Annotated in this window: 20 protein-coding genes; 4 read left to right on the top strand and 16 right to left on the bottom strand. The window is 60.3% G+C overall.

Features of this window, described 5'->3' with window-relative positions:
- Positions 1-17: 17 nt before the first annotated feature.
- The 11 genes from FHX08_RS23660 to sdhC form a co-directional block, all read right to left on the bottom strand.
- Positions 18-3,002, bottom strand: a complete 2,985-nt coding sequence (locus FHX08_RS23660; protein WP_132655706.1) for a 2-oxoglutarate dehydrogenase E1 component — start codon at positions 3,000-3,002, stop codon at positions 18-20.
- A gap of 167 nt (positions 3,003-3,169) precedes the next feature.
- Entirely contained in the window at positions 3,170-4,072 is a 903-nt protein-coding gene (sucD, locus tag FHX08_RS23665) for a succinate--CoA ligase subunit alpha (RefSeq protein WP_064707972.1), read from the bottom strand.
- Between the two features lie 13 nt (positions 4,073-4,085).
- Complete coding sequence (locus FHX08_RS23670) at positions 4,086-4,577, bottom strand: DUF1579 family protein (RefSeq protein WP_132655708.1); 492 nt, start codon at positions 4,575-4,577, stop codon at positions 4,086-4,088.
- An 8-nt stretch (positions 4,578-4,585) separates the two neighbouring features.
- Complete coding sequence (sucC, locus tag FHX08_RS23675) at positions 4,586-5,779, bottom strand: ADP-forming succinate--CoA ligase subunit beta (protein WP_132655710.1); 1,194 nt, start codon at positions 5,777-5,779, stop codon at positions 4,586-4,588.
- 36 nt (positions 5,780-5,815) lie between these two features.
- Positions 5,816-6,778: a malate dehydrogenase gene (gene mdh, locus FHX08_RS23680; protein ID WP_132655712.1), complete on the bottom strand. Its 963-nt coding sequence runs from the start codon at positions 6,776-6,778 to the stop codon at positions 5,816-5,818.
- A gap of 174 nt (positions 6,779-6,952) precedes the next feature.
- Entirely contained in the window at positions 6,953-8,116 is a 1,164-nt protein-coding gene (zapE, locus tag FHX08_RS23685) for a cell division protein ZapE (RefSeq protein WP_132655714.1), read from the bottom strand.
- Positions 8,117-8,164: 48 nt separating this feature from the next.
- On the bottom strand, positions 8,165-8,671 hold the full coding sequence (locus FHX08_RS23690; RefSeq protein WP_132656291.1) for a protease inhibitor Inh/omp19 family protein: 507 nt from the start codon (positions 8,669-8,671) through the stop codon (positions 8,165-8,167).
- 211 nt (positions 8,672-8,882) lie between these two features.
- Positions 8,883-9,662 (bottom strand): succinate dehydrogenase iron-sulfur subunit, encoded by a 780-nt coding sequence (locus tag FHX08_RS23695; RefSeq protein ID WP_007822372.1) that lies wholly within the window; start codon positions 9,660-9,662, stop codon positions 8,883-8,885.
- A gap of 15 nt (positions 9,663-9,677) precedes the next feature.
- Complete coding sequence (gene sdhA, locus FHX08_RS23700; RefSeq protein WP_165911937.1) at positions 9,678-11,516, bottom strand: succinate dehydrogenase flavoprotein subunit; 1,839 nt, start codon at positions 11,514-11,516, stop codon at positions 9,678-9,680.
- Positions 11,517-11,523: 7 nt separating this feature from the next.
- A complete protein-coding gene (sdhD, locus tag FHX08_RS23705; RefSeq protein WP_184327704.1) occupies positions 11,524-11,904 on the bottom strand; it encodes a succinate dehydrogenase, hydrophobic membrane anchor protein in 381 nt (126 codons plus the stop codon).
- Positions 11,905-11,915: 11 nt separating this feature from the next.
- Positions 11,916-12,308 (bottom strand): succinate dehydrogenase, cytochrome b556 subunit, encoded by a 393-nt coding sequence (gene sdhC / locus FHX08_RS23710; protein WP_132655720.1) that lies wholly within the window; start codon positions 12,306-12,308, stop codon positions 11,916-11,918.
- A gap of 301 nt (positions 12,309-12,609) precedes the next feature.
- Between sdhC and FHX08_RS23715 the strand changes: the two genes are divergently transcribed.
- Entirely contained in the window at positions 12,610-13,104 is a 495-nt protein-coding gene (locus tag FHX08_RS23715; RefSeq protein WP_132655722.1) for a hypothetical protein, read from the top strand.
- On the opposite strand, the gene FHX08_RS23720 is transcribed toward FHX08_RS23715, so the two are convergent.
- Genes FHX08_RS23720 through tsaD form a run of 5 tightly spaced genes read right to left on the bottom strand, consistent with a single transcriptional unit; the run spans position 13,101 to position 16,572 of the window.
- Entirely contained in the window at positions 13,101-13,748 is a 648-nt protein-coding gene (locus FHX08_RS23720) for a class I SAM-dependent methyltransferase (protein ID WP_132655724.1), read from the bottom strand. The two genes, FHX08_RS23715 and FHX08_RS23720, sit on opposite strands and share 4 nt — an antisense overlap.
- Positions 13,749-13,754: 6 nt before the next feature.
- Entirely contained in the window at positions 13,755-14,186 is a 432-nt protein-coding gene (locus tag FHX08_RS23725; RefSeq protein ID WP_132655725.1) for an EVE domain-containing protein, read from the bottom strand.
- 5 nt (positions 14,187-14,191) lie between these two features.
- Positions 14,192-14,485 carry a YciI-like protein gene (locus FHX08_RS23730; protein ID WP_132655726.1) on the bottom strand — a complete coding sequence of 98 codons (294 nt, stop codon included), beginning with the start codon at positions 14,483-14,485 and terminating at the stop codon, positions 14,192-14,194.
- 9 nt (positions 14,486-14,494) lie between these two features.
- Positions 14,495-15,478 (bottom strand): NAD(P)H-dependent glycerol-3-phosphate dehydrogenase, encoded by a 984-nt coding sequence (locus FHX08_RS23735; protein WP_132655727.1) that lies wholly within the window; start codon positions 15,476-15,478, stop codon positions 14,495-14,497.
- The gene (gene tsaD / locus FHX08_RS23740) at positions 15,475-16,572 is read right to left on the bottom strand and encodes a tRNA (adenosine(37)-N6)-threonylcarbamoyltransferase complex transferase subunit TsaD (RefSeq protein WP_132655728.1); all 1,098 of its coding nucleotides are present in this window, start codon (positions 16,570-16,572) and stop codon (positions 15,475-15,477) included. The genes FHX08_RS23735 and tsaD overlap by 4 nt, the downstream gene beginning before the upstream one ends.
- A 72-nt stretch (positions 16,573-16,644) precedes the next feature.
- Here tsaD and hemC point away from each other — a divergent pair, with 72 nt between their 5' ends.
- The 3 genes from hemC to FHX08_RS23755 all read left to right on the top strand — a co-directional run bounded on the left by hemC (position 16,645) and on the right by FHX08_RS23755 (position 19,630).
- Positions 16,645-17,574, top strand: a complete 930-nt coding sequence (gene hemC / locus FHX08_RS23745) for a hydroxymethylbilane synthase (protein WP_132655730.1) — start codon at positions 16,645-16,647, stop codon at positions 17,572-17,574.
- Between the two features lie 5 nt (positions 17,575-17,579).
- Complete coding sequence (locus FHX08_RS23750; protein ID WP_132655732.1) at positions 17,580-18,287, top strand: uroporphyrinogen-III synthase; 708 nt, start codon at positions 17,580-17,582, stop codon at positions 18,285-18,287.
- A gap of 89 nt (positions 18,288-18,376) precedes the next feature.
- On the top strand, positions 18,377-19,630 hold the full coding sequence (locus FHX08_RS23755) for a COG4223 family protein (protein WP_132655734.1): 1,254 nt from the start codon (positions 18,377-18,379) through the stop codon (positions 19,628-19,630).
- Positions 19,631-19,632 lie beyond the last annotated feature (2 nt).

The raw sequence follows: 19,632 nt of genomic DNA on the forward strand, positions 1-19,632 counted from the left end.
CGCGCACCCCTTTTTTATTAGCCGCCCAGCGCATCCTCGAGGAACGCGGCGAGCTGCGACAGATGCTTGGACATCAGACCCGTTGCCGGCGAAGCGGCAGCCGGGCGACCTGTATAGCGAACGCGCTGGTACTTCGCATCGATATGGGCAAGGACCCATTCCAGATATGGGTCGATGAACGACCATGCGCCCATGTTCTTCGGCTCTTCCTGACACCAGACCATCTCTGCGTTCCGGAAGCGCGACAGCTCGTTGATGAGCGCCTTGGCCGGGAACGGATAGAGCTGTTCGATGCGCAGCAGGTAGATATCGTCGATGCCGCGCTTTTCACGCTCTTCCAGAAGATCGTAATAGACCTTGCCGGTGCAGATTACGACGCGACGGATCTTGGCATCCTTCTGCAGCTTGATCGGGCCGTCCTTGATGACCTCGGCATCGTCCCACAGGAGACGGTGGAAGGAGGATTCACCGGCCATTTCGGCAAGCGTCGAGACGGCGCGCTTGTGGCGCAGCAGCGACTTCGGCGTCATCAGGATCAGCGGCTTGCGGAAGTCACGCTTCAGCTGGCGGCGCAGGATGTGGAAGTAGTTCGCCGGCGTCGTGACGTTGGCGACCTGCATGTTGTCTTCCGCGCAGAGCTGGAGATAACGCTCCAGACGGGCAGACGAGTGTTCCGGACCCTGACCTTCATAACCGTGCGGCAGCAGACAGACGAGGCCCGACATACGCAGCCACTTGCGTTCGCCCGACGAGATGAACTGGTCGAAGACGACCTGGGCGCCGTTTGCGAAGTCGCCGAACTGGGCTTCCCAGAGCGTCAGCGCATTCGGGCGGGCAAGCGAGTAACCGTATTCGAAGCCGAGAACGGCTTCTTCCGAAAGCATCGAGTTGATGACTTCGTAACGGGCCTGCGTCGGCGACAGGTTTGCGAGCGGGATGTAGCGTTCTTCGGTTTCCTGATCGTAGAGAACCGAATGGCGCTGCGAGAAGGTGCCGCGTTCGCAATCCTGACCGGACAGGCGGATCTTGTGGCCTTCGACGACAAGCGAACCGAAGGCAAGTGCTTCCGCCATTGCCCAGTCGAGCCCTTCGCCGCTCTGGATCATGTTGGCGCGGTTTTCCATAAAGCGCTGGATCGTGCGATGCGCATTGAAGCCTTCAGGGATTTCCGACAGCTTGCGGCCGATATCCTTGAGCGTCTTCATCGGCACGGCGGTCTTGCCACGGCGCTGTTCGTCGGCATTGTCTGCCGTGCGCAGGCCGGACCACTCGCCGTCCAGCCAGTCGGCCTTGTTCGGCTTGTAGTGCTGGCCGGCCTCGAACTCCTGCTCGAGATGGGCACGCCAGTCGGCCTTCATCTTTTCGACTTCACCGTCGGTGACGAGGCCTTCGCGAACGAGACGCTCTGCATAGAGTTGCAGGACCGTTTTGTGGCCGCGAATGACCTTATACATCTTCGGCTGCGTAAAGGACGGCTCATCGCCTTCGTTATGGCCGTAGCGACGATAGCAGAACATGTCGACCACAACGGGCTTGTGGAACTTCATGCGGAATTCGGTTGCAATCTTCGCGGCGTAGACGACGGCTTCCGGATCGTCGCCGTTGACGTGCAGGATCGGGGCTTCGATCATCTTGGCAACGTCGGACGGATAGGGCGACGAGCGTGAGAAGGCCGGGTTCGTCGTAAAGCCGATCTGGTTATTGATGATGACGTGCATCGTGCCGGCGACACGATGGCCACGCAGGCCAGACAAGCCGAGGATTTCGGCAATGACGCCCTGGCCGGCAAAAGCTGCGTCGCCATGGATCAGAAGCGGCAGAACTTTGGAACGTTCGGACAGCGGAATGATGTCACCGTCCCAGACGGTAGCGCTCATGTCCTGCTTGGCACGGGCCTTGCCCATGACGACAGGATCGACGATTTCGAGGTGTGAAGGATTTGCCGTCAGCGAGACGTGCACCTTGTTGCCGTCGAATTCGCGGTCGGAAGAAGCACCCAGATGGTACTTCACGTCGCCGGACCCTTCGACTTCGTCAGGTGCGTAGGAACCGCCTTTGAACTCATGGAAGATGGCGCGATGTGGCTTGCCCATGACCTGTGAAAGCACGTTGAGGCGGCCACGATGGGCCATACCGAACACGGCTTCCTTGAGGCCGAGAGAGCCCCCGCGCTTGAGGATCTGTTCGAGCGCCGGGATCAGAGATTCGCCACCGTCGAGACCGAAGCGCTTGGTACCCTTGAATTTGACGTCAAGGAACTGCTCGTAACCTTCGGCTTCAACGAGCTTGGCGAGGATCGCCTTCTTGCCTTCGACCGAGAAGGCAACACCCTTGTCCGGACCTTCGATGCGTTCCTGGATCCACGCCTTTTCTTCCGGATTGGAAATGTGCATGAATTCGACGCCGAGGGTCGAGCAATAGGTGCGCTCGAGGATCTCGATCATCTCGCGGATGGTCGCGTATTCGAGGCCGAGCACGTTATCGATGAAGATCTTGCGATCGTAATCGGCAGCGGTGAAACCGTAATTTTCAGGTGAAAGCTCGTGATAATCCTCGACCGGAGCGGCAATACCGAGCGGATCGAGCTTGGCGTGCAGGTGACCGCGCATGCGATAGGCGCGGATCATCATGATGGCGCGGACGGAATCGCGCGTCGCCTGCAAAACGTCGGCAGCAGCTACCGGCTGGCCAGCGGCTTCGGCCTTCGCCTTCACCTTGGTCTCGATGACTTTTTCGACAATGCCCCAGTCGCCATCGAGCGCAGAGACGAGATCGCCGCTTGCCTGCAGCGGCCAGTTCTTCTTGCGCCAGGAAGCGCCCTTGGCCGCCTTCTTCACATCAACAGGATCGTCTTCCAACGCCTTGAAGAAGGAACGCCACTGATCGTCGACCGAGTTGGGATCGTCTTCATAACGGGCGTAGAGCTGCTCGATATAGGCAGCGTTGGCGCCATCCAGAAACGAGGTGATCTGAAATTGCTCGTTGGCTTCTTGCCGTGCCATGGTGTTACGCGGACGCTTCCGCCCGCCTCCTGACTTAGATGAATTTGCCGGCTTCGTCGCCGGCTGCCGCATTCCGATTGCCGCCTGTCCGCGGCGCATCCGCATTGAAATGGCGAGCCGGGCGGAGGCCGGGATGCCGTTCCTCCGCCCGGGGTATATAGGTTGGTTTAGCCCTTGAGGACTTCAACCAGCGTCTTGCCGAGGCGAGCCGGAGACGGAGACACCTTGATGCCTGCCGATTCCATTGCCGCGATCTTCGATTCCGCATCGCCCTTGCCGCCGGAAACCACAGCACCGGCGTGGCCCATGGTGCGACCCTTCGGTGCCGTACGGCCCGCGATGAAGCCGGCCATCGGTTTCTTGCGGCCCTTCTTGGCTTCGTCCTTGAGGAACTGGGCTGCATCTTCTTCAGCCGAACCGCCGATTTCGCCGATCATGATGATCGAGGTCGTGGCTTCGTCGGCCAGGAACATTTCCAGCACGTCGATGAATTCGGTGCCCTTGACCGGATCGCCGCCGATGCCGACAGCCGTCGTCTGGCCGAGACCTTCATTGGAGGTCTGGAAGACGGCTTCGTAGGTCAGCGTGCCGGAACGGGAAACGATCCCGACCGAACCCTTGCGGAAGATCGAGCCCGGCATGATGCCGATCTTGCATTCTTCCGGCGTCAGAATGCCCGGGCAGTTCGGCCCGAGCAGGCGCGACTTGGAGCGGTCGAGGCGAGCCTTGACGCGAACCATATCCATGACCGGAATGCCTTCGGTGATGCAAGTGATGAACGGGATTTCGGCATCGATCGCCTCGATGATCGCGTCGGCAGCACCTGCCGGCGGTACGTAGATGACGGTCGCGTCTGCGCCTGTCTTTTCCTTGCCCTCGGCAACGGTCGCGAAGATCGGCAGGCTTTCGCCCTTCGAGCCGGTCCAGGTTTCGCCACCCTTCTTCGGGTGGATACCGCCGACCATCTGGGTGCCGTAGTAAGCGAGCGCCTGTTCGGTGTGGAACGTGCCGGTCTTGCCGGTTAGGCCCTGAACCAGAACCTTGGTGTCTTTATTGACGAGAATGGACATGCGAGGCCTTTGTTTAGGAGAGGTTGGAAGACGTGAGGGACGCGCGGCGATAGATGCCGCTGACGACCTCCTGCCAAGTATCGCTGCCTGCAGGCGAAAAGCTGACGCCCATCCGGTAGCAGTCTTCATTTTCAAATGTGAATATGGTGCGCTGTCTGCCGCGCGGCGAAACTTTCATCAGCACGAGTTCATTGCCGTTCCACTCGCCGGACGCCGGCGAGGGCGGGGCAAAACCCACGCTGTCGAACTGGTAGAGCTTGTAAGTCTGATCCGAACCATCGAAGCCGAAAACATTGCGGGCTTCGAAGGAAACTTCGCCGTCACGCATCTGGCGATAGCACTGTTGGAGGAAGAATCCGCCGAACAGCGCCTCGCCGGAGAGCGAAGCGCTGGCCTTGCCTTCCTTCGTCCAGGCCGAAGCCGCAACATGCTCTTCCCCTTCCCAGACGCCGGCAAAAGCGTCGAGGCGGAGATGAGCAGCGGACGGCGTGGACTGAAAGGCCATGATCGTTCTCAACCGTTGATCGCAGCGACGATCTTCTTGGCCGCGTCATCCAGATCGTCGGCAGCCGTGATCGCCAGACCCGACTCGTTCAGGATCTTCTTGCCGAGCTCGACATTGGTGCCTTCGAGGCGAACGACGAGCGGAACCTTGAGACCGACTTCCTTGACAGCGGCAATAACGCCCTCAGCAATGACGTCGCACTTCATGATGCCGCCGAAGATATTGACGAGAATGCCTTCGACCTTCGGGTCGGCCGTAATGATCTTGAAGGCTGCAGCAACCTTTTCCTTGCCGGCGCCACCACCGACGTCGCAGAAGTTTGCCGGCTCCTTGCCGTAGAGCTTGATGATATCCATCGTCGCCATCGCAAGGCCTGCGCCGTTGACCATGCAGCCGATGTTGCCGTCGAGCGCCACGTAGGCGAGATCCCACTTGGAGGCCTCGATTTCCTTGGTGTCTTCTTCGGTCTCGTCGCGCAGCGCCTTGACGTCGTCATGGCGGAAGAGCGCGTTGCCGTCGAAGGAAACCTTGGCGTCGAGAACGCGCAGGTGGCCGTTGGTCATGACGATCAGCGGGTTGATTTCGAGAAGCGACATGTCCTTCTCGTCGAAGGCCTTGTAGAGGATCGGGAAGAGCGACTTGGCATCTTCGGCGGCAGCGCCGTCGAGAGCCAGCGCCTTGCAGATCTTCTCGACGTCGGCAGCGGTGACACCTGCAGCCGGATCGATAGCAATCGTGTGGATCTTCTCAGGTGTGTCATGGGCGACAGCCTCGATGTCCATGCCGCCTTCGGTCGAAACGACGAAGGCAACCTTGCCGACCGAACGATCGACCAGCAGCGAGCAATAGAGCTCGCGAGAGATATCGGCGCCGTCTTCGATGTAGAGACGATTGACCTGTTTGCCGGCCGGGCCGGTCTGGGCGGTTACCAGCGTGTTGCCGAGCATTTCCTTGGCATTGGCAACGACGTCTTCGATCGAGCGAGCGAGACGCACGCCGCCCTTGGCTTCAGGCGAAAGTTCCTTGAACTTACCCTTGCCACGGCCGCCGGCATGGATCTGGCTCTTGACTACGTAAAGCGGGCCGGGAAGCGACTTGGCGGCAGCCTCGGCTTCGTCAGCCTTGAGGATAGCCACGCCTTCCGCAACCGGCGCGCCGTAGCTCTTCAGCAGAGCCTTGGCCTGATATTCATGAATGTTCATGGGTTTATCCCTGTTTCGATTGGGTCAGCGCACCGATTACTTCAGGGCAGGTGCGATGTTGATGCAGGCCTCGCAGAGACCGGCAACGGCGCCGACGGACTTGTCGAAGGCTTCCTTCTCGGTCTTGTTGAGGTCGATCTCGATAATGCGCTCGACACCGCCGGCACCGATGACCGTGGGCACGCCGACATACATGTCCTTGACGCCGTACTGGCCGGAGAGGTGTGCCGCGCAGGGCAGAACGCGCTTCTTGTCCTTGAGGTAGGATTCAGCCATTTCGATCGCCGAAGCGGCCGGAGCGTAGTAGGCGGAACCGGTCTTGAGCAGGCCGACGATTTCGGCGCCGCCGTCACGGGTGCGCTGGATGATTTCTTCGAGACGTTCCTTGGTGACCCAACCCATGGTGACGAGGTCGGTCAGCGGAATGCCGGCAACCGTCGAGTAACGGGCGAGCGGCACCATCGTGTCGCCGTGACCACCGAGGACGAAAGCCGTGACGTCCTGAACGGAAACGTTGAATTCCTTGGCAAGGAAAAGACGGAAGCGCGAGGAGTCGAGAACGCCGGCCATGCCGACGACCTTGTTGGCCGGAAGGCCTGAGAACTTCTGCAGCGCCCAGACCATGGCATCGAGCGGATTGGTAATGCAGATGACGAAAGCGTTCGGGGCATACTTCTTGATGCCGGCACCGACCTGCTCCATGACCTTGAGATTGATGCCGAGAAGATCGTCGCGACTCATGCCCGGCTTGCGCGGAACACCGGCGGTGACGATGCAGACATCGGCGCCTTCGATCGCGGAATAGTCGCTGGCGCCAGTCAGGTTCGCGTCGAAGCCCTCGACCGGGGAGGACTGTGCGATGTCGAGACTCTTGCCCTGGGGAATGCCGTCAGCAATGTCGAAGAGGACGATGTCGCCCAGCTCCTTCAGGCCGGCGAGATGCGCCAGCGTGCCACCAATCATGCCAGAACCGATGAGTGCGATCTTGTTACGCGCCATTTCGCTTTTCCTTTGCGATCAAAATCCGTCGGGCGACGCGCGGGCATCGCCCAATGCCGCAATCGCATAGACCTAAAGCCCAAAAATGGCAATCGATTATTTTTGATGTAGGAATTTCAATCGTTTAGATATTAAAATTCTTACGTAAACGTAAGATAAATTGTCAGAAAAGTGTTATTCGGCAGCCCGCCGCTCACGGTGCGCAGCAAGATACTCCGCACTTCTCATTTCGAAGAGACGCGATGCCGTACGGTCGAATTCGAAGCCCTCGGTCCCCTGTCTTTCGACGAGAAGATCCTCCGGCATGGCGGCGGCTGAAACGTAAAGACGGATGCCGTGATCGTAGAGCGTATCGATCAGAATGATAAAGCGTTTGATCTGGTTTCGCTTTTCCGGGCCAAGCAAGGGAACGTGCTCGAGAAAGATCGTATCGAAGCGTTCGGAGATGGCCAGAAAATCGGCTGCACCTAGCGGCTTATCGCAGAGATCGGCGAAGGAGAAACGCGCCATCCGGTCTGCAGCAAGTGGTACATGGATGGCCCGGCCCTTCATGGGGATTTCCACCGACTGCGCCTTGCGGCCATGCAGTGCCTGTGTCCACAAGGCGTCCATCGCCATGTCGGTGCGCTCGTCGATCGGAACGAGATAGATCGGCTGGCTATTCAGTTTTTCCATCCGGTAGTCGGTCGCGGAATCGAGGGTGACGATTTCGACATGCTTCTTGAGAAGGCCGACGAAGGGCAGGAAAAGCCCACGATTGAGGCCGTCCTTGTAGAGATTGTCGGGCTCGACATTCGAAGTCGCCACCAGCACGCAACCGCGTTCGAAAAGCTCGGAAAACAGCCGCGACAGGATCATCGCATCGGCAATGTCGGTGACCGTGAACTCGTCGAAGCACAGAAGCTCCGCCTCCTCGAAAAGGGCCGCGGCAACCGGCGGTACCGGATCGGCCTGCTTTGTCTCACCATTCTTCAGCTTCTGCCGGTGGGCGGCGATGCGATTGTGAACATCGGCCATGAATTCGTGGAAATGCGCGCGCCGCTTCTTCCGGCAGGGCGCCATCGCAAAGAACATGTCCATGAGCATCGTCTTGCCGCGCCCGACGCTGCCATGGATATAGAGACCCCTGATGCCGGGCTCGGCCTTCTTCTTGGAGGCAAACAGCCAGCCGAGCGCACTGCTCTTGGCCGCCGGCTGCTTCTGCTTAAGGGAAGTAAGCACCCGGTCAAGGCACTTGGCTACATCCATCTGGGCAGAATCAGCCTGTAGCGTCCCCGAAGCGGCCAGCGATTTGAGCTGCTCGATAACGCTGTGCGAATAGTCTGGTATTGGCTGCATCAGGGCTCGTCCGCCTATACGTAACCGGCGGACTCCCACCGGATTGTCTTACCGGCTGAGGTTGATCGGCTGTCCGGTCGAAGTCTGACCGTTGAAGCTGTTGTCGGCAACCTTGTAGACCGAACCGATCTGGTTGCCGCTGCGATCTTTGAGCAGAACCTGCTTGCCGGACACTTCCCAAGAGCCCATGGCCGTCAGCTCGCCCACACAACCACGCGTACCGCCACGCGAGCCGCTGCCGAGATTGGTAAGCGTCAGGAACATGTCGCAGGTGCCGTTGACACGCCAGCTGCCGACCATCGATTCCTTGGTGACGTCCATGGCAGCAGTCGGCGCGGCACCACCCTGCTGGACACCGCCCATCGGCGCCGTCGAGGCTGGTGCGGCAGGAAACTGCCCGGTCGGCGGAGGTAGTTGGCCGCCCTGTACGGAGGGAACCGGCTGCGCGGTCAGCGGCGGAGGCGCACTATTACTGCTGTAATCATATGAGGTGCGTTGGCATCCTGCCAAGGCCAAAGCGGCCGTCAAACCCGTCACCACATATCGCAACTGCATCATCACACTCCTGATCTTCGACTCTTGCCCTAAGGCTTGCGCGCAATCACGGCGGAATTATCGTGAAAGGCTGTATTGAATCAAGCCGGCGCACGGAGAATTTGTGCCATGGCGGGAACCAACCCTAACGGCGGGACAAAATTGGCACAATCGACAGTAAATCAAGGATCCGTGAAAGAAAACGGGCCGCTCGAGGCGGCCCTGTATTTCGTTATACGCGACGCTCGACCATCATCTTCTTGATTTCAGCGATTGCCTTGGCCGGGTTCAGGCCCTTTGGGCAGGTCTGCGCGCAGTTCATGATCGTGTGGCAACGATAGAGGCGGAACGGATCTTCGAGATTGTCGAGGCGTTCGCCGGTCGCCTCGTCTCTGGAATCGATCAGCCAGCGATAGGCCTGCAGCAGGACGGCCGGACCGAGGTAACGGTCGCCATTCCACCAATAGCTCGGACAGGAGGTCGAGCAGCAGGCGCAGAGGATGCACTCATAGAGGCCGTCGAGCTTCTGACGATCCTCATGGCTCTGCTTCCATTCCTTGGCAGGCGTCGGCGAAACCGTCTTCAGCCAGGGCTCGATAGAGCGATGCTGGGCATAAAAGTTGCTGAGATCCGGAACCAGGTCCTTGACCACAGGCATATGCGGCAGCGGATAGATCTTCACCGTTCCCTTGATGTCGTCCATGCCCTTGGTGCAGGCAAGGGTATTCGTGCCGTCGATATTCATCGCACAGGAACCGCAGATGCCTTCACGACAGGAACGGCGCAGCGTCAGCGTCGGATCGATCTTGTTCTTGATATAGAGAAGCGCATCGAGAACCATCGGGCCGCAATCGTCGACATCGACGTAGAACGTGTCGATCGACGGGTTCTGGCCATCATCCGGGCTCCAGCGATAGACGCGGAATTCACGGGTGTTCTTGGCACCCGCCGGCTTCGGCCACACCTTGCCTTCGCGCATCTGGGAATTCTTGGGAAGAGCGAGTTCAACCATGTCAGGTTCCTCTGATCAGTATACGCGGGCCTTCGGCTCGATCTTGTGAGGATCGATGCCGTCTGCGATGAGGTCGGTGTGGACAGGCCGGTAATCGAGCTTCACGTCGCCCGCCTCGTTCACCCAGGCCAGCGTGTGCTTGCGCCAGTTGGCGTCGTCGCGGCCTGCGAAGGGGCCTGACGTATAATCTTCACGGGCATGCGAGCCGCGGCTTTCCTTACGGGCTTCGGCGCCGTAGATCGTCGTGATGGCGTTGGCCATCAGGTTCTGCAGTTCCAGCGTCTCGACGAGATCGGAGTTCCAGATCATCGAGCGGTCGGTGACCTTGATGTCCTTGAGCTCGCCCCAGATTTCCGAGAGACGACGGCAACCTGATTCCAGCGATTCCTGCGTACGGAACACCGCTGCGTCTTCCTGCATGGCGCGCTGCATCTTCTCGCGCAGCACCGCGGTCGGCGTGCCGCCATTGGCGTGACGCAGACCGTCGAAACGATCCATGATCTTGTCACATGCAGCCGTGTTGAGCGCCGGCACTGGTTCGTTACGGTCGATAACCTCACCTGCTCGGATTGCAGCGGCACGCCCGAACACCACGAGGTCGATCAGCGAATTGGAACCCAGGCGGTTGGCGCCGTGAACCGACGCACAGCCTGCTTCACCGACAGCCATCAGGCCAGGCGCAACCCGTCCTGGATTGGAACTATCGGCATTCAACACTTCGCCCCAGAAGTTCGTCGGGATGCCGCCCATGTTGTAATGCACGGTCGGCAGAACCGGGATTGGTTCGCGGGTCACGTCAACGCCGGCAAAGATCTTGGCACTCTCGGAAATACCCGGGAGGCGCTCGTGCAGAACGGCCGGATCGAGATGATCGAGATGCAGGAAGATATGATCCTTGTTCCTGCCGACGCCACGGCCTTCACGAATTTCCAGCGTCATGCAGCGCGAAACGACGTCGCGTGAGGCCAGGTCCTTGGCCGATGGCGCATAGCGCTCCATGAAACGCTCGCCTTCGGCATTGACGAGATAACCGCCTTCGCCGCGCGCGCCTTCGGTGATCAGACAGCCGGAGCCGTAGATGCCGGTCGGATGGAACTGCACGAATTCCATATCCTGCAGCGGTAGGCCAGCACGGGCCACCATGCCACCGCCGTCGCCGGTGCAGGTGTGAGCCGAGGTCGCCGAGAAATAGGCGCGGCCGTAACCGCCGGTCGCCAGCACCACCATTTTGGCGGCAAAGCGATGGATCGAGCCGTCATCCAGGCACCAGGCGACGACGCCGGTGCAACGGCCGTCATCGGACATGATGAGATCGAGCGCGAAATATTCAACGAAGAATTCGGCGTTGTTGCGCAGCGACTGGCCATAGAGCGTGTGCAGGATGGCGTGGCCGGTACGGTCGGCGACAGCGCAGGTGCGCTGCACCGGCGGGCCTTCGCCGAAGTTCTGCATGTGGCCGCCGAACGGGCGCTGGTAGATCTTGCCTTCCTCGTTGCGCGAGAAGGGCACACCATAATGTTCAAGTTCGTAGACGGCCTTCGGCGCTTCCATCACCATGTACTGCATGGCGTCCACATCGCCGAGCCAGTCGGAACCCTTGACGGTGTCGTACAGGTGCCACTGCCAGCTGTCGGGCGTCATGTTCTGCAGCGAGGCGGCGATGCCGCCCTGGGCGGCAACGGTGTGCGAGCGAGTCGGGAATACCTTGGTGATACAGGCGGTGCGGAAGCCCTGTTCGGCCATGCCGAGCGTGGCACGCAGGCCGGCGCCGCCGGCGCCGACGACGATCACGTCATAGGAATGGTCGACATAGTTGTAGGCCTTCCCATTCTGAGCGGGTGAAGACGTTGCCATGATGCGGTTATCCTACGAATGCAATTTTCAGAATGGCGAAGAGACAGAGGCCGGCGATCAGAACCGCGAAGAACGTATTCAGCATCAGAAGCAGCAGTTTGCCGATCTCGCCGTGAACGTAGTCTTCGATGATGACCTGCATGCCGAGCTTCATGTGAATAGTGCCAGAGATGACCATCAGACCCATGACGACGGCGACAAATGGGTTCGAGAGAGCACGAACCACATCGGCATAAGGCGCGCCGGCATAGACGATCATAAAGATGGCGAAGAAAATGATGAGCGGGATGTTGGAGACAGCCGTCAGGCGCTGGCGCCAGAAATGATCGGTGCCTTCCTTGGCGGAGCCGAGGCCGCGAACCTTGCCCAGAGGAGTGCGCATATCCATGAGTGCGACCTTTAGAAGCGAATGATGAAGCCGAGCACCCAGACCAGGACGGTCAGGCAGAGCGATCCGATAACATTGGCAATGGCGAGCTTGGTGGAGAATTCCTTCTCGAAACCGTGTCCAAGATCCCACATCAGGTGGCGAAAGCCGCCGAGCATGTGATGGAGCAGGGCCCAGGTATAACCGAGCAGGACGAGCTTGCCGATGATGCTGCCAAGCACCCAGTTGGCCCAGTCGTAATAGGCCTGGCCGGAAGCGGCGGCGATCAGCCACCACGCAACCAGCAGCGTGCCGAGATAAAGTGCGCCACCGGTAATACGGTGAACGATCGACATGACCATGGTGGGGATTGGCTTATAAATTTGCAGATGCGGCGACAGGGGCCGGTTTGTCACATTCGCCATCAGAACCTCGCGGCGTCTTCTCTTTGCCCTTGATGTCAGGGGCTTTTCTCAGTCAACCACACGAATGACAAAATTCTGTGTGCGTTGCATCAACCGACGTTTAATCACCGAAATCCCTGACGACAAGCATAATCGCTGCCTGCATTTAATTTAATCGATTCACGTTGCCGCGAAGTTTTCATGGCCGCGAAACTCAGATCTTTAGCTCATTTTTTAAGCTGACCAAACGCCTGCGTGGACAAGATCAGCCTTTTGGCGCAATCTGGCGTTAACGATTTGTTAGTGCTTCGGAGTTTGGTCCATGTTTCCCAGTCTGTCCAAGGCCACTCTGGCTCTTTTCACTATGCTTGTGACGCTTCCTGCCACGGCCGCAGAACGCCATTTTGACCATCGTTTTTCGCGCCACCAGGGCTTTAACGACGGCCTATTCCTCGGCAGACGTACGCACTGGGATAGCGGCCTGCACTTCACCCGCGGCAACGTCATCGGCTATCGCCCTCGCAGCCATTTGCTGAAACGCTTTGATTACCCTTCGGCAAATCGATACGGCCGCAACAATATCGTCGTCATTGCCTCGCAACCCCAGACCTATGATCCGCCCTACGGGAGCAACGGCCTCTATTCCGGGTCATCCTATGCCTACCAGACTGATGGAGGCACCTATGTCGGCGGCGACGGATATTATCGGGTGGCTGAACCTGCGCGCGAGCTCGCGCCAAAAGCCAAGGTCATCGATATCGGCATTGCCGATGATCCCTGCTCCTATGAGGCCAATGTCTGCGTCATCAGGCCTTAGGGTTTGAAGCGCCAGACAGTCGTCCTTTTAACCTCGCTGTCTTCGAGCGCCCGGGTAACCGGCACCTCATAGACGGCGCAGAATTCCAGCCTCTCTTTCGGCAGATAGGCCCGCCCTGGATCACCGACCAGAACGTCCTTGCCGGCGGCCGCAAGCGCCTCGAACCACGGTATCAGCGCTGCGGCAAAAGCCTTGTCGTAGAAGACGTCGCCCGCGAGCACGACATCCACGCCGACGTCGCGCCCGATGAGATCGGCGCCGTCGAACGCGAGCGAGACGGCATTGGCGGCCGCGTTCAGCCGCACTGCCGTCTGCGACCACGGATCGATATCGGCAGCAAGAACCTCGGCGGCTCCAGCCTTGCTTGCGGCAATTCCGACCAGTCCGGAACCGCTCGCAAAATCGAGAACGCGTTTGCCGCGGACCGTTTCGGGGTGATCGAGAACATAGCGGGCCAGCCCTTGGCCGCCTGCCCAGGCGAATGCCCAGAAGGGCGGCGGCAAGCCAATTGCTTCCAGCTCCTCTTCCGTCTTCAGCCAGAGCTCATGCACTTCGCTCGCCAGATAGAGCCGGATCTCCGGCACATGCGGCGGCGCAAGCAGGCTCGTATTGGCGCGGATGAAGGTTTCCGGATCGGTCTTCAAGGTTGCTCAGCGTGGCGGATTATCGAAACCGCCCATGCGGCAGACTTCAGCCCATTCATCGTCCGTCACCGGTTGCACGGAAAGCCGCATCGAGGTGACGAGCGACATCTTGGATAGTTTTTCGTTTGCCTTGATATCCTTCAGCGTTACCGGCTTCGGCACATCCATGACGGCGCGGATATCGACGCAATCCCACCGATCGTCGTCCTTGGAGGTGGAATCCGGATGAGAAAGCGCGCAGACCTCGACGATACCGACGATCTCCAATCCATCGTTGGAATGGTAGAAGAAGCCTTTGTCGCCGATCTGCATGGCCCGCATGTTGTTGCGCGCCAGATAGTTGCGCACGCCGGTCCATTCGGTGCCCTTCTCGCCGGCCGCCTTCTGCTGTTCCCAGGACCAGGCCGCAGGCTCGGATTTATAAAGCCAGTGCGCCATGCCGCTTAAGCCTCCGGCTTGTTGAAGACCCAGTTGAAGGGCTTCGCTTCGACACTCTCAAAAAGACCAGCCAGTGCGTAAGGGTCGGCAGCACCGAGCGCCTTGGCTTCTTCCGCGGTTTCAGCATGGACGATCACGAGGCTGCCATTCGCATTACCCTCGGCGTCGAGAAACGGGCCGGCCATAGCAAGCTTACCTTCGGCATTCAGCTTGTTGAGATAATCGAGATGGGTCGGACGCGTTTCCATGCGCACGCTGAAATGGCCGGGCTTGTCCTTGCAGAGAAGGGCGAAAAGCATGTCTGTCTCCTATTCGGTCGTAATTGGACGTGTCATCAATTGTTCGATAGCTTCGGCTATACCGAGTTTGCCTTCGATGATTGCTGAGACCGCATCGGTGATCGGCATCTCGACGCCAAGCTCTTCGGCAAGCCGCGAAGCCACTGCGGCGGCAAAAGCACCTTCCACAAGCTCGCCACGGGATGGATCAACCTTTTCCCCGCGCCCGAGCGCAATACCAAAACGCAGGTTACGTGACTGATGGCTGGTTGCCGTCAGCACCAGATCGCCGAGGCCGGAAAGCCCCCGCGCCGTGTCGGCATTGCCACCCTTGGCAACGATTAAGCGCGACATCTCGGCAAGTCCGCGGGCAATCAGCGCCGCACGCGCCGAATCGCCGATACCGCCGCCTTCGACGATGCCGCAGGCAATCGCCAGCACATTCTTCAAGGCGCCCCCGAGCTGCACGCCGATCCGATCTGCCGACGCATAAAGCCGGAACGTCCGGCCCGAGATCGCCTGCGCCAGCCGTTCGGCAACCTTCATATCGGCAGCCGCAATTGCCATGGCTGTCGGCAATCCCTTGGCGATATCGGCGGCAAAGCCCGGACCGGAGAGCACGGCTATCGGATGATTGGGCAATTCCCGCTCCAGCATGTCGGTCAGAAGCATGCCGGTTGTCCGCTCGATGCCTTTCGCACAGGTGACGACGATGGCGTCTCTGGCCAGATAAGGGCCATAGTGCCTCGCGGCATCAGTCTGCGCCTGTGAGGGCATGGCGAAGAGCACGATGTCGGCGCTGCTGATCGCGTCTGCTTCGGCAGAAAATTCCAGCGTTTCCGGCAGCGGAATGCCGGGCAGAACCGCATCGTGCAATCGCTCCGCCTTGAGGTCTTCGATCAGCGCCGGATCGCGGCCGACGAGAATAGCGGAATTGCGCCCCGTCAGGGCAATGACGGCGGCAAGCGCCGTGCCGAAAGCTCCCGATCCGACGACGGCAATGCGCTCGCTCATGCCTTGGCTCCCCGCTTTCCTGATCCGAGCACGGTCGCTGCACTGGAATCGAGCGGCCAGCGTGAACGCGGCTGAACATCAAGGTCATCGGGCGCAACGCCCTTTGCCATGCGCTCCAGTCCGGCCCAAGCGATCATCACCGCGTTGTCGGTGCAGAGCCTCAGCGGTGGCGCGATGAAGCGGAACCCGTTTTTGTCGCAAAGCGCCTGCAATGTGCCGCGGATTTCCAGGTTGGCGGCGACGCCTCCGGCTACTACCAGAGCCGGTTTTTCCGGAAGATTCGTGAATTCCGCCTTGAACCGCTGCAGACCGCGGCCAATGCGATCTTTCATCGTACGGGAAACGGCCTTCTGGAAAGAGGCGCAGATATCGGCGATATCCTGATCCGTCAGCGGCGCGATCTCGGTCGCCGCCTGTCGTACGGCCGTCTTCAGGCCGGAGAAGGAAAAATCGAGCCGCGCCTCGCCGACCAGCGGCCGCGGGAAATTGAAGCGATCGGCATTGCCCCCCTTCGCCATCCGCTCCACCGCCGGCCCGCCGGGATAAGGAAGGCCGAGCAATTTTGCCGTCTTGTCGAAAGCCTCGCCCAGCGCATCGTCGATCGTCGTGCCCCAGCGCTCATATTCGCCGATACCGCGCACGAGGATGAGCTGCGTATGACCGCCGGAAACGAGCAGCATCAGATAGGGAAAGGAAAGCCCGTCCGTCAGCCGCGCCGTCAGCGCGTGGCCTTCGAGATGGTTCACGGCGTAAAGCGGCTTGCCGGCGGCCTTGGCGATCGCCTTGCCAGTCATAAGCCCCACCAGCAAGCCACCGATCAAACCGGGGCCTGACGTCGCAGCAATCGCATCGACGTCGGAGAGCGACACATTGGCGCGCTTCAGGGCCTCGTCAATCAGCTCATCGAGCGCCTCGACATGGGCACGGGCGGCGATCTCCGGCACCACGCCACCATAGGCGCTGTGCTCATCCAGCTGGGAAAGAACGACGTCCGATAGTATATTGGAGCGACCTTCCGCATCGCGCTCGACAACTGCCGCCGCGGTTTCGTCGCAGCTTGTCTCGATGCCGAGGATGCGCAGAAAGGAAGCCATGAAACCTGTTCGTTGATTGCGATAGGGGTTAAACCCGTTTACGAGACCTCCGGTAACAACGGATCAAAGCGGATGCAAACAAAACCTTTCCGGATCGGCACGCGCGGCAGCCCGCTGGCGCTCGCACAGGCGCACGAAGCCCGCGCCCGGCTGATGGCAGCCCATAATTTGTCGGAGGAGATGTTCGAAATCGTCGTGCTGACGACCAAGGGTGATCGCATCACCGATCGTTCGCTAGCCCAGATCGGGGGCAAGGGACTTTTCACGGAAGAGCTGGAGCAGCAGCTCGTCGCCGGCGAGCTCGATCTCGCTGTGCATTCGAGCAAGGACATGCCGACAGCTCTGCCGGAAGGTCTCCATCTCTCCGCCTATCTGCCGCGCGAGGATATTCGCGATGCGGTTATCGGACGCACCGCGCCGAAGCTGATCGACCTGCCGCACGGCGCGACCGTTGGCTCCTCCTCGCTTCGCCGTCAGGCGCTCATCCGCCGCATGCGGCCGGATATCAATGTCATCACCTTCCGGGGCCTTGTGGACACGCGCCTGCGCAAGCTACAGGAAGGCCAGGTCGATGCGACGCTTCTGGCGCTCGCCGGCCTCAAGCGGCTCGGCAAGGTCGATGTTATTACAGATATTCTCGACCCGGACAGCTTCCCGCCGGCGCCCGCCCAGGGCGCGATCTGCATCGAAAGCCGCATCGGCGACACGAGGATCGACGATCTGCTAGCACCGATCAACGATGCGCCGACCTTCGACACGGTCTCCTGTGAGCGCGCCTTCCTTGCCGCCCTCGACGGCTCCTGTCGTACACCGATTGGCGGCTACGCGGTCTGCGAAGGCGATCAGATCCGCTTCTCAGGCCTCATCCTCACTCCAGACGGCCGCCACCAGCACGCGATCACCATCGACGGCCACCGCCGTGATGCTGCGGCGCTCGGCACCCGCGCCGGCCAGGACGTGCGCGCTAGAGCCGGCAGCAGCTTCTTCGAGGACTGGAGCTAGCCCGCATGCGCGTGCTCGTCACCCGCCCTGCACATTCGGGCGAGCGAACCGCTCAACGTTTGCGCGCGCTGGGCCACGAGCCACTGTTGCTGCCGCTCAGCCGTCCCGTCCACGACACCGCCGCCGCTCGGCAGGCTCTGGAAACGACCGGTGGGGCGATCGCCATTACGAGCGCCGAAGCAGTGCGGGCCTTGCAGTCCCTGGGCCAGGCTCTAACGCCTCATCTTTCTCGCAGTCTCTTTGCCGTCGGCGAAGCAACGGCCGACCAGGCCCGCGAGCTGGGGTTCCATTCTGTCACGGCGTCGTCGGGCAGTGGTCGCGAACTGGCGGAGCTGATTGCGGCCAACAATGCCGACGGGCTTCTCTATCTCGCCGGCAGTCCGCGCGCAGAGACCTTCGAAATGCGGCTGACGGAGCTCGGGCGGAACTTCTCGATTACCGAATGTTACCAGATGGAACCCGTTACTCCCGATCCCGGGGCCGTTGCACTGCTCCTGACAGAAAATGCGCCGGAAGCGGTTCTTTTTTACTCGCGCCAGACGGCCGGAAATTTCTTTCATATCCCGCAGGTAGAGTCCCTTTTGCTGCAGCTGCCGAAAATCCGTCTCATTTGCCTCAGCAACACCGTTGCGGAAGCTGTCCCACCGGTTTTGGAGGGAGCCCTGGAGATCTCGCCAATGCCGGATGAAAAAAGCCTTTTGTCGCTGCTTTGAAGGCTTTAGCCGCCCAAATTTGATCTAACCTCTTCCCTTAATTGCCATCCCTGTCTAGTTTCGTTGCAATGCAGGATAATGAGGACCTCATGGTATCGGGAAATCCGCCACGCCACTCGAAGAGCTCCGATGAACCGGTCACGATCGACCTGGACACGCAGGACTTCGCCTTGGCGACTGACCGTGAAAAGCCTGCCGAAGAAGGTGCACAGACGTCCGACGATACCTCTGTTGCCGAAACCGTAGCCGCAGCGGAATCAGGGGGGGAGCCGCTGTCCGAACATGAGAGCGAGCGTGCCGCCGGTGCACAGGAAGAGCCTCCCGCAAAAGAGCCCCTGCCATCGCAACCGGTACAGCCGCCTCCGCCACAGAAGGGCGCAGTCACGTCGGGCCTGATTGCCGCCGGCATCTTCGGCGGCCTTGTCGCCCTCCTCGGAGCCGGGGCGATTCAATATGCCGGTTATCTGCCTGGCTCCTCCCCTCCGCCGACGAACTCTGCCGAAATGGCCGAGCTCTCGGGCGAGATCGAAAGCCTCAAACAATCGCTCGCAAGCCTTGCCGCCAATCCGCCGTCGGCCGCCGATAACAGCGCCCTCGAGAAGCGTGTCGCGGCTCTCGAAGCGGCCCCTCAGACACCGGCGTCCGGCGCATCGACCGGCTCTGCCGATGTCGAGGCACTCAACCAGAAGATTGCAGATCTGACTGCTGAGATCGATCAGCTGAAGACGAGCCTTGCGCAAACCACCGAGCAGCAAGCCTCCAGCGGCGCCGATATTTCCAACCGTCTCGCCGAAGCCGAAAAGAAACTGAACGAACCGCGTGAGGATGTGGCCGTCGCCCGCGCCATCGCTGCTGCTGCCTTGAAGGCCGCAATCGACCGCGGCGGTCCCTTCATCGCCGAACTCGATACGTTTGCCGGCGTGGCGCCGGATGATCCGGCCGCAACCGATCTGCGCAGCTTTGCCGAAACCGGTGTGCCCTCGCGCGCCGAACTGATCCGTCAGGTTCCCGATGTCGCCACCGCCATCGTCGCATCCGTCAACCAGCCCGATCCCAATCAGAGCTGGTCGGACCGCCTTATGTCGAGCGCCAAATCGCTCGTGTCAGTCCGCCCCGTCGGCAATGTTGAAGGCGAAAGCGTTGAAGCAATCGCCGCACGCATGGAGGACAAGGTGAAGAACGGCGATCTGCCCGGTGCGGCAACCGAGTGGAACAGCCTGCCTGCCGTCGCCAAGCAGGCTTCCGCTGCGTTCAAACAGTCGCTCGAGGCCCGCATCCGCGTCGAGGATCTCGTCGGCGGTGCCCTCTCCAAGGCCGTTTCCGGCACCGGCAAGGAAGGATGAGT

The sequence above is a fragment of the Rhizobium sp. BK529 genome (assembly GCF_014194105.1).
Classification (GTDB): Bacteria; Pseudomonadota; Alphaproteobacteria; order Rhizobiales; family Rhizobiaceae; genus Rhizobium.

Excerpts from the sequence above, each read along its gene's own strand:
- FHX08_RS23715 (WP_132655722.1), top strand. The coding sequence starts at position 12,610 with ATGTTTCCCAGTCTGTCCAAGGCCACTCTGGCTCTTTTCACTATGCTT.
- sucD (WP_064707972.1), bottom strand. The coding sequence starts at position 4,072 with ATGTCCATTCTCGTCAATAAAGACACCAAGGTTCTGGTTCAGGGCCTA.
- sdhA (WP_165911937.1), bottom strand. The coding sequence starts at position 11,516 with ATGGCAACGTCTTCACCCGCTCAGAATGGGAAGGCCTACAACTATGTC.
- zapE (WP_132655714.1), bottom strand. The coding sequence starts at position 8,116 with ATGCAGCCAATACCAGACTATTCGCACAGCGTTATCGAGCAGCTCAAA.
- FHX08_RS23755 (WP_132655734.1), top strand. The coding sequence starts at position 18,377 with ATGGTATCGGGAAATCCGCCACGCCACTCGAAGAGCTCCGATGAACCG.
- FHX08_RS23695 (WP_007822372.1), bottom strand. The coding sequence starts at position 9,662 with ATGGTTGAACTCGCTCTTCCCAAGAATTCCCAGATGCGCGAAGGCAAG.
- sdhD (WP_184327704.1), bottom strand. The coding sequence starts at position 11,904 with ATGGATATGCGCACTCCTCTGGGCAAGGTTCGCGGCCTCGGCTCCGCC.
- mdh (WP_132655712.1), bottom strand. The coding sequence starts at position 6,778 with ATGGCGCGTAACAAGATCGCACTCATCGGTTCTGGCATGATTGGTGGC.
- FHX08_RS23750 (WP_132655732.1), top strand. The coding sequence starts at position 17,580 with ATGCGCGTGCTCGTCACCCGCCCTGCACATTCGGGCGAGCGAACCGCT.
- FHX08_RS23735 (WP_132655727.1), bottom strand. The coding sequence starts at position 15,478 with ATGAGCGAGCGCATTGCCGTCGTCGGATCGGGAGCTTTCGGCACGGCG.
- hemC (WP_132655730.1), top strand. The coding sequence starts at position 16,645 with ATGCAAACAAAACCTTTCCGGATCGGCACGCGCGGCAGCCCGCTGGCG.
- FHX08_RS23730 (WP_132655726.1), bottom strand. The coding sequence starts at position 14,485 with ATGCTTTTCGCCCTTCTCTGCAAGGACAAGCCCGGCCATTTCAGCGTG.
- FHX08_RS23670 (WP_132655708.1), bottom strand. The coding sequence starts at position 4,577 with ATGGCCTTTCAGTCCACGCCGTCCGCTGCTCATCTCCGCCTCGACGCT.
- sdhC (WP_132655720.1), bottom strand. The coding sequence starts at position 12,308 with ATGGCGAATGTGACAAACCGGCCCCTGTCGCCGCATCTGCAAATTTAT.
- FHX08_RS23725 (WP_132655725.1), bottom strand. The coding sequence starts at position 14,186 with ATGGCGCACTGGCTTTATAAATCCGAGCCTGCGGCCTGGTCCTGGGAA.
- FHX08_RS23690 (WP_132656291.1), bottom strand. The coding sequence starts at position 8,671 with ATGCAGTTGCGATATGTGGTGACGGGTTTGACGGCCGCTTTGGCCTTG.
- sucC (WP_132655710.1), bottom strand. The coding sequence starts at position 5,779 with ATGAACATTCATGAATATCAGGCCAAGGCTCTGCTGAAGAGCTACGGC.
- FHX08_RS23660 (WP_132655706.1), bottom strand. The coding sequence starts at position 3,002 with ATGGCACGGCAAGAAGCCAACGAGCAATTTCAGATCACCTCGTTTCTG.
- tsaD (WP_132655728.1), bottom strand. The coding sequence starts at position 16,572 with ATGGCTTCCTTTCTGCGCATCCTCGGCATCGAGACAAGCTGCGACGAA.